At 59.8% G+C, this 12,385-nt stretch carries 13 protein-coding genes; 3 read left to right on the top strand and 10 right to left on the bottom strand.

The features are described from left to right. Positions 1–45: 45 nt before the first annotated feature. The 8 genes from FBZ97_RS11670 to FBZ97_RS11635 all read right to left on the bottom strand — a co-directional run bounded on the left by FBZ97_RS11670 (position 46) and on the right by FBZ97_RS11635 (position 7,842). Positions 46–1,299, bottom strand: a complete 1,254-nt coding sequence (locus FBZ97_RS11670; RefSeq protein ID WP_145319662.1) for an ABC transporter substrate-binding protein — start codon at positions 1,297–1,299, stop codon at positions 46–48. A 59-nt stretch (positions 1,300–1,358) separates the two neighbouring features. After that, positions 1,359–2,954: a GMC family oxidoreductase N-terminal domain-containing protein gene (locus FBZ97_RS11665; protein WP_145319659.1), complete on the bottom strand. Its 1,596-nt coding sequence runs from the start codon at positions 2,952–2,954 to the stop codon at positions 1,359–1,361. Positions 2,955–2,957: 3 nt separating this feature from the next. Then, positions 2,958–4,364, bottom strand: coding sequence for an aldehyde dehydrogenase family protein (locus tag FBZ97_RS11660; RefSeq protein ID WP_145319657.1), 1,407 nt, complete (start codon positions 4,362–4,364; stop codon positions 2,958–2,960). A 103-nt stretch (positions 4,365–4,467) separates the two neighbouring features. Then, positions 4,468–5,454 carry a helix-turn-helix domain-containing protein gene (locus FBZ97_RS11655; protein ID WP_145319654.1) on the bottom strand — a complete coding sequence of 329 codons (987 nt, stop codon included), beginning with the start codon at positions 5,452–5,454 and terminating at the stop codon, positions 4,468–4,470. Positions 5,455–5,550: 96 nt separating this feature from the next. Then, the gene (gene hpaR, locus FBZ97_RS11650; protein ID WP_145320049.1) at positions 5,551–6,072 is read right to left on the bottom strand and encodes a homoprotocatechuate degradation operon regulator HpaR; all 522 of its coding nucleotides are present in this window, start codon (positions 6,070–6,072) and stop codon (positions 5,551–5,553) included. A gap of 132 nt (positions 6,073–6,204) precedes the next feature. Beyond that, positions 6,205–6,912 carry a DUF2807 domain-containing protein gene (locus FBZ97_RS11645; RefSeq protein ID WP_145319651.1) on the bottom strand — a complete coding sequence of 236 codons (708 nt, stop codon included), beginning with the start codon at positions 6,910–6,912 and terminating at the stop codon, positions 6,205–6,207. A gap of 34 nt (positions 6,913–6,946) precedes the next feature. Beyond that, a complete protein-coding gene (locus FBZ97_RS11640; protein ID WP_145319648.1) occupies positions 6,947–7,519 on the bottom strand; it encodes a DUF1700 domain-containing protein in 573 nt (190 codons plus the stop codon). Further along, entirely contained in the window at positions 7,516–7,842 is a 327-nt protein-coding gene (locus FBZ97_RS11635; RefSeq protein WP_092707768.1) for a PadR family transcriptional regulator, read from the bottom strand. The genes FBZ97_RS11640 and FBZ97_RS11635 overlap by 4 nt, the downstream gene beginning before the upstream one ends. A 174-nt stretch (positions 7,843–8,016) precedes the next feature. On the opposite strand from FBZ97_RS11635, the gene FBZ97_RS11630 reads away from it, so the two are divergent. The 3 genes from FBZ97_RS11630 to FBZ97_RS11620 all read left to right on the top strand — a co-directional run bounded on the left by FBZ97_RS11630 (position 8,017) and on the right by FBZ97_RS11620 (position 10,250). Next, positions 8,017–9,000, top strand: coding sequence for a dienelactone hydrolase (locus tag FBZ97_RS11630; RefSeq protein WP_145319645.1), 984 nt, complete (start codon positions 8,017–8,019; stop codon positions 8,998–9,000). Positions 9,001–9,091: 91 nt separating this feature from the next. Next, entirely contained in the window at positions 9,092–9,511 is a 420-nt protein-coding gene (locus tag FBZ97_RS11625; RefSeq protein ID WP_145319644.1) for an NUDIX domain-containing protein, read from the top strand. Between the two features lie 265 nt (positions 9,512–9,776). Then, entirely contained in the window at positions 9,777–10,250 is a 474-nt protein-coding gene (locus tag FBZ97_RS11620) for a MucR family transcriptional regulator (protein ID WP_145319639.1), read from the top strand. A 177-nt stretch (positions 10,251–10,427) separates the two neighbouring features. On the opposite strand, the gene FBZ97_RS11615 is transcribed toward FBZ97_RS11620, so the two are convergent. Beyond that, positions 10,428–11,699 (bottom strand): MFS transporter, encoded by a 1,272-nt coding sequence (locus tag FBZ97_RS11615; protein ID WP_145319636.1) that lies wholly within the window; start codon positions 11,697–11,699, stop codon positions 10,428–10,430. Further along, positions 11,696–12,373: a FadR/GntR family transcriptional regulator gene (locus FBZ97_RS11610; RefSeq protein ID WP_145319633.1), complete on the bottom strand. Its 678-nt coding sequence runs from the start codon at positions 12,371–12,373 to the stop codon at positions 11,696–11,698. Before FBZ97_RS11610 ends, FBZ97_RS11615 begins: the two co-directional genes overlap by 4 nt. Between the last annotated feature and the right edge of the window lie 12 nt (positions 12,374–12,385).

The following is a 12,385-nucleotide window of genomic DNA, read 5'->3' as shown; positions in this document are numbered from 1 at the left end:
TTCGGTTCCGCGGATTTGCCGCGGAACCGAGACAAGCGTCTGGGCTCAGTTGATGCCGGCGGACTTTTCAAAAGCACGCACGTCCTTCAGCTCCGGATCGGGCGATAGGGCACAATCGGAAACGACTTTCCACTTTCCACCCTCGGCAACCGCCATGCGTGTCGTCGAATTGGCATTGTGGCGCGGCTGGCCATCGCCGAAGTACCAGGGAGCGCAGAAGATATCGCTCTTGAAGTCCTTGACCTCTCGCACGGCGGCAGAAGCCGTCTCACGGTCGATCTTGGCAGGGTCAAGCGTCATCAGTGCCTTTTCGGCGATGCGAGCTGCGAGATAGCCGGCCTGAGCGAAGGTATCGCGCGGGTCGGACTTCTGGCCGTACTGGTCCATGACGGCGAGCCAGTTCTGATTGTCCGGCGTCTGCGCGTTCAGATCGTTGAATTCCATGTTGACATAGAACTTGTCGTCCCAACCCGAACCAATGGTAGCCGGAACCGAGAGATCATAGGCCGAGGCCGCGCTGAGGAAGGTGATCGTCTGGTTGAGCCCCTGCTCTTCGGCAGCCGTCAGCAGCGGCACGGCCACGCCCTTCGACAGGCCGAGCACGATGACATCCGGCTTGCTTGCAGCCGCCTGCAGGATGATCGATGTGGCATCGGCAGAGCCCGGATCCATCAGGATCGTCTGCGCGGCAAAACCTTTCTCCTTGGCAAGCAGCATCACGCCATCACAGGACCAGGTGCCGACATTCGGAATGTTCGGACCGATACAGACGACGGACTTCGCATTCAGCTTGTCGAGCGCATAGCCCATGGCGCCGAGCATCGAGACGCGCGGCCCGGCATTGGTCGGCGCATAATTCTCAGCAAAATAGCATTCACGCGGCACGCCGACGCCGGCGACGACAAGGATGCCCGACTTCTTGTAGAAATCGGCATTGGCTCCGCACTCGACATAACTGGAATTGCCGACCATCAGCACGGCCTTCTCGTCGTTGACGAGCTTGGCGGCGAGCTGCGCGGCGATTTCCGGATTCCACTGATCGTCCTCGACCAGATATTTGACCGGCCGGCCCTTGATGCCGCCATTGGCATTCAGGCAGTCGAAATAGGCCTTTGCCGCCTTGGTGGAGTTGGAAAAATCATCCGGCCCGGTCTTGCCGGTAATGGCGCCGATGATGATCGGTTTGCCGGTTGCCGGCTTGCCGGTGTTGTCGCCGCAGGATGCGGCCGCATGCGCGCTGAACGCCGATGCGAGCGTCAGCAAAAGGCCGATTGCCAGCCCTCTTAGATTGATAGGCATTGTCTCCTCCAGTTTGTTGTCCCGCTCCCCACGGGCTCTTTTCTTCCCCGACGTCCGGTTCAGCCGGAAATCGCCTTTCCAGTCATGAAAGCCGCAGCCTTGGCCGCGATCATCATCGTCGGTGCATTGGTGTTGCCGGATACCAGTGTCGGCATGATGGAGGCGTCGCAAACGCGCAGACCCTCGATCCCACGGACCTTCAGATCCGGCCCGACGACGGCCATGCGATCGTCCGCCCGGCCCATACGGGCCGTTCCCGCCGGATGGAACACGGTCTTGCAGGACTGGCGAATGTAATCGCGGAGCGCTTCGGGATCTTTCTCGACGCCCGGCTTCGGCAGCACGCGGCGCTTGACCAGCCTGGCAAGCGCCGGCGCGTCGAGGATGCGGATCGCCGTTTCCACACCGCGCACCAGGGTTTCAAGGTCGGCCGGATCGGAAAGCAGATTGGCATTGAAATCCGTCTGCTCGGTCGGATCGGCGCTCTTCAATCGTATCCAGCCGCGCGAGCGCGGCCGCAGATAGCATGGGCCGATACTCAAGCCGTGGCCTGGTTCCGGATCACGATCGACGAAACCGATCAAAACAGGCAGGACGTGGAACTGCACATCCGGCTGGCCGGTGCCTGACGTATCGATGAAACCGCCGCATTCGACGACATTGGACGACAGCAGGCCGCGATGCGAAGTCAGATAGCGCAGCATATGGCCGGCGGCCCGCAGCCCCTTGTCATGGCCGAGGATCGAGATCGGCTCACGCGTCTCGCCCTGCACCGGCACCTCGAGATGATCCTGATAATTGGCACCGACACCCGGCAGATCGGCAACGATCTTGATGCCCAGCGAGGAAAGATGCGCGCCGTCGCCGACGCCGGACAGCTGGAGGATCTTCGGTGTTGCGATAGCACCAGCGGTCAGCGCGATCTCGCGGGATGCCCTGAAGACTGTGCCATCGAGCAGCTCGACACCGACGGCCTTCTGCCCTTCGAACAGGATACGGCCGACCTTGCGCTCCGTCAGCACGGTCAGGTTCGGCCGCTTCTCCGCCTCGCGCAAAAAGGCTTGGGCCGAGCTCCAGCGACGACCGCCATAGGTGGTGCTCTGATAGAAGCCGACACCGGCCTGATCTGCGCCGTTGAAATCATCATTATGCGGAATGCCGATTTCGGTCGCCGCCTTGATGAAAGCCTCGCTCAATGGATGGCGATGGCGCGGGTCCGAGACACGCAGAACGCCCTTTTTCCCATGGTACTGGCCGTTCAGCCGCTCATTGTTTTCCAGAGAACGGAAGGCCGGCAGCACATCCTCGTAGGACCAGCCCTGGCAGCCCATCTGCGACCAGGTGTCGTAGTCGTTGCGATGACCGCGAATATAGATCATCGCATTCACGGAGCTGCCGCCGCCGAGCACATTGCCCTGCGGCACGACGCTCGGACGCCCATTCAGGCCCTTGTCGGGGTTCGAAGCATAGGGATGGATGTCAATGCCCTTGCCCAGCACCTTGAAGAAGGTCGCAGGAATGTGGATCCATGGGTCGGAATCCCGGCGGCCGGACTCGATCAGCAGCACCTTATGCGCCGGATTTTCTGAAAGCCGATTTGCCAGCACGCAACCCGAAGAACCGCCACCGACGATGATATAGTCGTAAGTCGTCATGGCTCAGCTCAATACGGTCTGGATCGTGGTGAATTCCTTCAGCCCTTCCGCGCCGAATTCGACGCCGATGCCGGACTGCTTGACGCCGCCGAAGGGTGCGTTCGGCTGGATCGTGCCATGCTTGTTGATCCAGACCGAGCCGCATTCGAGCTGCATCGCGTAGCGCTTCGCCTTCTCGACATCGGAGGACCAGACGGAGCCGCCAAGCCCGGCAGGATTCTGGTTGGCGCGAGCAACCACTTCGTCGATGTCGCTGTAGCGGATGATCGGCAGGGCCGGACCGAACTGCTCCTCATCGACCAGGCGCACGCCATGATCTACATCGGCGACGAGCGTGATTGGATAAAAATAGCCCGGGCGATCCATCGGTGCGCCGCCGGTCAGGATGCGCCCGCCATTGGCGCGCGCATCCTCGACCAGTTCGCGCACCTTGTTGAACTGCATCTCGTTCTGCACGGGGCCGAGAATGCTTGCCTCGTCCAGCCCGTCGCCGACGGCGATCTTGGAAGCATAGTCCGCAAGACCACGGCACACTTCCTCATAGATGCTGTCATGCACGTAGAGACGCTTCAGCGCCGCGCAAGTCTGGCCGTTGTTGATGAAGGCGCCCCAGAAAAGGCCTTCGATAATGGCCTTCGGATCGGCATCAGGTAAAACGACGCCGGCATCGTTGCCGCCGAGTTCCAGCGTGAGGCGTTTGAGGGTCGCAACCGCAGACGCCATGACCTTCTTGCCCGTTTCCGTCGAGCCGGTGAAGGTCATCTTGGCGATGCCGGGATGCGCGGAAAGGGCGGCACCAATGCTGTTTTCGCCGGTGACGACGTTGACGACGCCGGGTGGGAGAACCTCATTCATGATTTCGACGAGACGGATGGTCGACAGCGGCGTCAGGGGCGAAGGCTTGATGACGACGGTGTTGCCTGCACGGACGGCTGGCACGATATGCCAGCACGCGATCATCACGGGCCAGTTCCAGGGCGTGATCGAACCGACGACTCCGATCGGCTTGCGATGCAGCTCGACGCGGCCTTCATTATCGTCCTGCAGGATCTCGATTGGCAGATCCAGCTCGGCAGTATGGCGCGTCCATGCCAGCGCGCCACCGATCTCGAAGCGAGAGCCGAGACCATTGAGCGGCTTGCCCTGTTCGCGTGTGAGCAGCTGGGCCAGCTCCTCGGCGTGCTCGCTGATCTTTTCCGCAACGGCATGGCAGGCCGCCGCACGTTCCCCGCTCGATACCTGCGACCAGCCCTTGAAGGCTTGCGCGGCCGCGGCAACGGCGCGATCGAGATCCGCTTCGCCGGCAAGCGGCATAAAGCCGACCACGTCGCCATTCGATGGGTTTTTTACCGGCGCATGATGGGACGTGGCAACAGGCTCGCCACCGATAAGCAGGGTGTACTGCTTCACGACATTTTCCTCCCGTGACTTTCGGGAGGACTATGGCTTTTGCCCCAAAACCCGTCTTGGGGAGAAACGCGCCTCGTCTTGGACTGAAGCGCAGCCCCGCGGTTCAGTCCGATCTATGGGCCGGCTCTGCGGCGCGCAGCAGCTCGCTTGGCGCACAATCGAACAGCTCCTTGAAGCTGCGATTGAAATAGGAAATGTCATTGAACCCGGCCGAATAGGCGACTTCGGCTATCGTCGTCGGACTGCGCTGCTCCTTGAGCTGCTCGATCTTTTCGCGCGCAAAGCGCAGCCGCTTGTCCCGAATGACCGTCGTGCAGGTCATGCCCATGCCCTGAAAATCCTGCTGCAGGGTACGGATCGAAATGCCGAGCCGTGTCGCCAGCCATTTGGCGCTGAGGTCGCTATCGGTCAGATGCTTGTCGATGAGGATATCGACCATCTGCATGCGCTTGCTGGCACTTTCATGCAGGGAATTCAGGCTTGCCGTCTGGGCGCCTGTGGAGAGGAATGCCTGACGGGTCGTGTCGAACATCAGCTGGCGAAGATAGGGCGAAGCTGCTTCATTATCCGGCGTGGTCATCATCTTGGCGATCAATGCACGCAGCATCATTGCCATCGGATCGCTCGCCTCGAGCTTGCGCGCAATATCAAAATCGATCTTGCTCTCGGAATACATCAGCTGCCGGGGCAGATGCAGCGACAGGTGATTGGAGAAGTGCCCGCGAAAATAGAAGGTTGTCGGTCGCGTCGAGTCGACAAGAATGCATTCGCCGACATCGAGGATGTTCTGCTGGCCGGAATGCTCGACGCCGCAGACGCCTTCCAGCTGCAGGATCAGGAACAGGTGCTCATTGGCATCGCGGCGAATGTCATCCCAATCGCGATGAACATAGTCGAGATCATTGGAAACATGGGCGAATTCCATGCCGCAGACGTCGATGCGGCTGGCCGTGCCTATGACGCTATCACCGCGCTGCACCGTGTGCGGATTGAAGTTGCCGCAAATGCTCTGAAGATCGTCAACCCACTGGTCGTAGGGCGTCGGCGACCAGGTCCGGTCGACCAGGCTGCGATTTTGTAGCAGGTCCAACTCCGCCTCCCAACAGTGTCAGCACCGCGGAAGACTGCTACAGATCTCCTGACGCGTCAATCAAATATTTAACACATTAATAAAATCGAAGAGACCTCATTCCTCACCGGCCGGGCCGTTCTCCAATTTCAGCGAGGCAAGCTCCTCCAGCATATCGAGCAGCTTCTCCACCCGCTCTTCGCCGAAACGGGCATCGATATCGGCATAGACTTTCTGGCTTTCCGGCATGACGTCCTCGACGATCGCCTGCCCTGCCGGGGTGATCTGCAGCAATACTCTGCGTCCGTCGGCATCATCCTTGTGCTTGGTGATGAAGCCGCGCTCCTCAAGCGAGCGGATCATGCGCGTGAGGCTCGGCGCTAGAATGGATGCCTTGTCGGCCAATTCGGTCGCGTCAAGCTCGCCGCCTTCATAGAGAATGCGAATGACACGCCACTGCTGCTCGGTTACTTCATGCGCCGCCAGGATCGGCCGGAAATGGCTCATGATCGCTTCACGGGCACGCAGAAGTCCGATCGCCAGCGAGCGGCGGCGATCGCGCAGCGGCCGCTTAGCTTGTTTTGCTGCGGTTTCAGGTTCGGGGCGCGGCCTCACGCCACTGTCTGTTCTGTTTTGCATCTTTTGCATGTTCGCTTCGATTACGGCCCTCACTGATTAACATGAGAATCATTCAAAGCAAGGCGATCGCATGATATCGATCAAAGCCGACGGCAAGGATCGTCGTCACGCGGTGCGCTTTCTCGCAATGGATTACGGCACCTGCACCAGGCGACCGCTGCCTCTGATCTCGGAACGCCGCAGCACGGGACGTCCGTACAATTCGATATTGCCGCTTCCGCTGATCGAGATGTCTGCATCCGCCGCAGCGGCGACTTCCGCATCGCCGCTGCCGTGAATTCTGATCTTCACGGATTGAGCGGCCAGGTCCTTGAGACGTGCGGTGCCCGAACCCGATACATCCAGATCCACCGAGCGTGCGCTTCCCGTGGCCATGACGCTGCCGCTTCCGGAGATCCTCAGGCGCAGATCTGCCTGATCGAGCTGCGACAGAGCGAGATCGCCGCTGCCCCGCACCCTCCAATCAGTGACGAGCGGCCCCGACAGGCTGACATCGAATTTGGAGTTGGACCAACCCGGATTGCAATCCATGCTCAGCCTTCCACCCTCGAGCCGCACATGATCGAGAAGCGCGGGATCGCCGGTGATGACGGCCTCCGCCTTTCCGCCCGGCTGATAGTGAACAGAGGCCGGGATATCGATCGTCAGGCTGCCACTGGAGCTGAAAGGCAGGATAACCTGCTGCCGGCCGGAAGCCGCAGATCCGCAGCTGGATTGCATGCCACCCCACCAATGCGCTGCGTTTGCCCAATCCGGCCCGGAAAGTCCGATGCCGAGCGCAAGAAAGACGAATGCACAAATCAGTCCGGTCGTCGCGACAGTCGCCAATTTCCCGTTCATTGTCCGTTTCCTCCAACGATGTGCAGTCCGGCGCTCAAGCTCGACCTTCGTCCACTTGCGCCAAGCGGAAATGCAGGCGGGCATATTGCCCGAGCATGCGGATACCCAAACTCAAACCCATCAGCAGCAAAGCGCCGCCACCCACGAAGCAGCTCACCAGCCCGGCACCGACAAGCAGGCGGGCCAGCATGCCGACGGAAGGCAGGCCGATATGGAACAACACGGTCGTGACGATGATCTTCAGGCCAACGGCGCCGACGGCCACCAATGCGATCGCAAGGCCGAGCGTGACGAATATCGCCGCAAACAGCAAAGGCAGCAGGAAGAAGATATCGACGATGGCAAGGCCGGCCAGCGCCATCATGGCAGCCAACAGGTTCGGCACGCTCCAATGCGCCTCGAAGCGGCGCAGTCCGACATCCGCACGCAGCTCTCGCGCAATCCTGGCCGGATCGCCGAGAGCGGCGGAAACCTCCTCCTCGCTTCGGCCAGAGGCCTCGGATTCGGAAAAATGGGCGGCATAGTCGGCCACGATATCATCGACCTCGTGAGGAGGCAGGCCTGCAAGTCCCAATCTCAGCGCGCGCAAAAATGCTTCCCTGGTCACGGCAAATCCTCGAGTAGCTTGTCGACGGAGCCTGCTAGCGAGCGCCAGTCGCGGCGATGCGCTTCAAAAATCGAGCGCCCCAGCGGCGTGAGCCGATAATATTTACGCGGCGGCCCGTTGCTCGACTCGACGATGCGGGTCGCAACCAGTCCGTCATTCTGCATCCTGCGCATCAGCGGGTAGATCGTTCCTTCGCCCATGCCGACCGCAGCAACCAGCGTACTCGCAATTTCATAGCCGTAGCTTTCGCCCCGCGAGAGCACGGCCAGGACGCAAAGATCGAGCACGCCCTTCCGCAATTGAACTTGGATCGAGTCAGTCATGAACGCCTCAGCTTTACAGAACGAATATAACAAGCTATCTGTTTATGCAAGATAGCTCGATGGCTTTCATAGCCGACATATGCCGCCTTCGCGTCAACTGACCTACCGACCGGCGCGCCTTGCCATCACAGCCCATCGCGCAGCGTATATTTCTGGTTAAATGGAGCAGTTGTCATGATCCGCTTTAGCCTTGCCCTCGCGGCCGCGCTCTTTCTTGTCGCGTCATCGGGATATGCGGCAGGTTTGAAATTCATTCGCATCTCAGGTGATGGGGATAATCCGGCGATCGACGCCGCCATATGGTCTCCTTGCGCTACCCCTCCGACAGAAGTGAAGATCGGTGCTCTCGCAATACCGGCAACGCCGGATTGTCCAATTGCAGGCGAGGAGCTGCCGCTCATCATCATCTCGCACGGCTATGGCGGCTGGTATCTCGGCCATCACGATACCGCCGAAGCGCTTGCCGACGCTGGCTTCATTGTCGTTGCCATCAATCATCCGCACGCCAATCATGCCGACATGAGCCGGGCAAACGGTCTTGGCGTATTGATCGAGCGACCTGCCGACATCAAGCGGACCGTCGATTTCATGCTTGATGCGTCTCCCGATGCCGGAAAGATCAATCCGCAGCGGATCGGCTTCTACGGATTTTCCCTGGGCGGATATACCGGTCTCGTCGTTGCGGGAGCCAATCCGGATTTTACCAAGCTGCCTCCACGCTGTTCAGATCCGAAAGCAGCCGGCTGCCCGCCAGCGGACCATGCTCAGTCTCCGCGGCGACAACCGCTACCACAATCATTGACCCACGACCCCCGTATCAAGGCAGTCGTTGTAGCCGACCCGCTGAGCATCGCCTTCCAGACTGTGGACAGCGTGAAAGATGTCAGAGTTCCGCTTCAGCTTTGGGGCTCGGAACTTGGAGGAGGTGGTGGAGCATCTCCCGAAAATGTCGCGACGCTTGCGCGCCTATTGCCGGAAAAGCCTGATTTTCGGATCGTCCCCAATGCCGTGCATTTGTCGTTTCTGACGCCCTGCCCGGAAATACACCCATCGTCCGATGCCTGCATCGACGCGCCGGGGTTCGATCGCATCGCGTTTCATAGGCAGTTCAACGCCGCGGTCGTCGCATTTTTCCGCCAGCACCTGATGAAACCGTAACAGCGAAGGTGTCCGCGTGTCGAACGCCGTCGAATTATGCGCAGACATTATCAGTGTTGAAACTCGTCCGCGAATCCGATCAGATCAAGACATGACGAAAACGATACGCATTGCGGCGGCTCTGGTGTTGCGCCCGGACGGGAAGACATTGCTCGTGCGCAAGCGCGGTACCGCTGCCTTCATGCAACCCGGCGGCAAGATGGAGCCGCAGGAGACGCCGGAGACGGCGCTGATCAGGGAACTCTTCGAAGAGCTGGGGCTTACCGCAGAGGCTAAGGATCTGATTTTTCTTGGCGGTTTCCAGGCGCCAGCTGCCAACGAGCCAGACCATACCGTCGTTGCAGATATATTCCAGCTGCATGTGGGCGATACGGCAATCACGGCAGCGGCAGAGATCGAAGAGATCCGCTGGGTATCACCCCAAGATCCGGGAGATATTACCATGGCGCCGCTGACCGAACATCATGTCCTGCCATTCCACCGGCAACGGTCACATCCACGATGTGACTGACATCCAACCCAGGCAAGGCGAAAGCCGGCAGGTCCCGCACCGTTCTTGGCAAACAGATATTTGAACGCCGGCGCCTCGCATCTCCTGAAGGCGTGCAATTTGAATATTGTGGTAAAGTGAGAATATAACAGTTCTAAACTTCTATCGCCTGATGTTTACTATGAAAATAAACCAAGGACAAAGAATATCCAAAGTCACGTCAATTTTTATTGAAAGCAAAAACAACATTGGATACATAAATAAAAAACATTGCGTGAGGCCGAAAATGAAAAGGGAAAATACTGCCAGCCATGAAAGGTATATTGAGCTCACGAGCAAGATTGTCTCTGCCTACGTACTTCGCAATGCGACAACGCCGGAAGACTTACCCAGGCTCATCACGGAGACTTATTCTGCACTGACAGGCTCTCAGCAGGCCGCCTCATCAACGACGGCGGTGGAAAAGCTGTTGAAGCCCGCCGTGCCGATCAAAAAATCCATAACAGACGACTATCTGATCTGCCTCGAAGACGGCGGAAAATACAAGTCGCTCAAACGGCACCTGAACAGCAAATACGGTCTGACGCCCGAAGAATATCGAAGGAAATGGGGCTTGCCCGCGGATTATCCGATGGTCTCGGCGTCCTATGCAGCCACAAGATCGACGTTGGCAAAGCAGGCTCTCCTGGGCCATACGAAAAACCTGAGCGACATTCCTCCGGCGGTCGAACCACCACGGCGCCAACGGAAGGCCGGCTAATCCGGATCGTTTCGTCACGCACCATAACCATGCCGCCCGCTTTTCGAACGGGCGGTTTGCTTTTTGCATGAACAAAATTGATCATGGGCTGGGGTATAAATTCAGGACCGCCCCTTGGCAGTGGGCTGGCACCTCATGATTTCGCTCGCCGGCCTGGATGCGATCCGCTCGCGGCCGTTAGGACGTTTCGATCGTCCTGGCATTGACCGTGATGGCGCGGCCGGCGAACCAACCGTTGATCGCGGCACCGAGGCCAAGCAGCAGGAATAGGATGGAACTCCATGCGAAGCCTCCAGTCCAACCATGAATCATGCCGACCACAAGCGGACCGATCGCAGCAAGCAGGTAACCCACGAATTGCGCCATGCCGGAGAGATGCGCGGCAACATGCGCATCGGGCGAACGCAATACGATGACAGTCAGCGCCACCGCGATCAATCCGCCCTGCCCGATGCCCTGAAGCACGGCCCAGAACCAGACCGTCCAGAGCGGAGCAAAGAGCAGCCCCAGCAAGGCGACGACGGCAATTGTGCAGAGGATGACATTGATCGCGCGCTGATCTCTACCCTTGACGGCGATATGAGGCGCCACCAAGCAGGCGGCCGCCTGCACCATGACCGAGGCAGATACGATGACGCCAGCCGTCACGCCGTCGAGACCACGTTCACGCAGAATGGGCACCAGCCAACCAAAGACGCAATAGGCGAGCGCCGATTGCAGTCCCATGAAAAGCGTTACCTGCCAGGCGATGCGGTCGCTCCACAAACCGGTAACACGAAAGCCGGCGCGCCGCGCCTGGCTGCGCGCACCGATTACCTGCGGCAGCCAGAGAAGTCCGACGGCAAAGGCAGGCAAGGCCCAGACGGCCAGCGCGCCGCCAAGCGAACCGCCGAGAGCATGCTCGACGGGAAGCGTGAAGCCGGCCGCACTTGCAGCTCCCGCGCATAGCGCCATCGTATAGCAACCCGTCATAAGCGCCGCCTTATCGGGAAAATCGCGCTTGACCACGCCCGGCAACAGGACATTGCCGATAGCAATGCAGGCGCCGGCCAATGCGGTGCCCAAGAACAGCAGCGAAATCGAAGAAAAGCCTCGCAGCGCCGTGCCCAGCGCGAGCAGGAGAATGACACCGAGCAGGACGCGCTCGGTCCCCACGCGCTGCGCCAGCCTTGGCGCAAGCGGTGAAAACAGCCCCATGCAAATGACGGGCAAGGTCGTAAGAATACTGGTGCCGAAGGCAGAGAGGCCAAGACCGGTCCGTATCTCCGGCAAGAGCGCCGATGCGCTGGAAAAAACCGGCCGCAGATTGAAAGCGATGAGCACAAGGCTCGCACCCAGCAAAAACCTGCCGATCGGCGACTTGCCTCCATGCGGCAGCGGCGCGGGAACTTCATCAGCCTCGGCATCGATCAATTCGACGGAGGCGAGATTTTGCGAGGACATGGTCATGACATAAGCAACCGATCAAGTGTAGCGACGATGGGGGCCATGAAGCGGCGCACAGCTCTATCGGCCGCTTCGGGGCTGCCGGTTTCGATGGCGTCGACGATAGCGATATGCGCCTGCATATCCGGCTCGGGGATATCCTCGCCGAGCGTCGCCTCGATGGTCTCGGCAATCGATAGAGAGAAGAACTCGTAGATTTCGATCATCGCCCTGTTCTGCGAGGCCGCGACGACAGCCTTGTGGAAGGCAAGGTCACGCTCGATGAACGCCGCCTTGTCGCCGCCGGCATAGTTGCCGCGAGCAACCAGCAAGGCGCGCAATTGCGAAACGGCTTCAGGGGAATGACGTAAGGCGGCAAGCCTTGCTGCCTCGACCTCCAGCGCAAGCCGGGCCTCGAACTGGTCTCTCAATCCGGCGCGGCGTGCCATGTCCAGTGGCCGACCAACATCTGTATTCGACCGGACATAGGTCCCGGATCCTTGCCGCGTCTCGAGATAGCCCTGGGACACCAGGACCCTCACCGCCTCACGAACCGTGCCGCGGCTCACAGACAGCATGGACGAGAGGGAGGCCTCGTTGGGCAGCTTTTCGCCAACGAGCCAGCGACGGCCGGTAATCTCGCTGCGAATTGCCTCCACGGCCGTATCTGCAAGCGTCGTTTTGGTCAGAGCGCGCATGATTGGATTTCA

The sequence above is a fragment of the Rhizobium sp. ERR 942 genome, from assembly GCF_007828395.1.
GTDB lineage: Bacteria > Pseudomonadota > Alphaproteobacteria > Rhizobiales > Rhizobiaceae > Rhizobium > Rhizobium dioscoreae.
The sequence above is the reverse complement of the archived record's forward strand: the minus strand, read 5'-3'. Positions and strand labels throughout refer to the sequence as shown.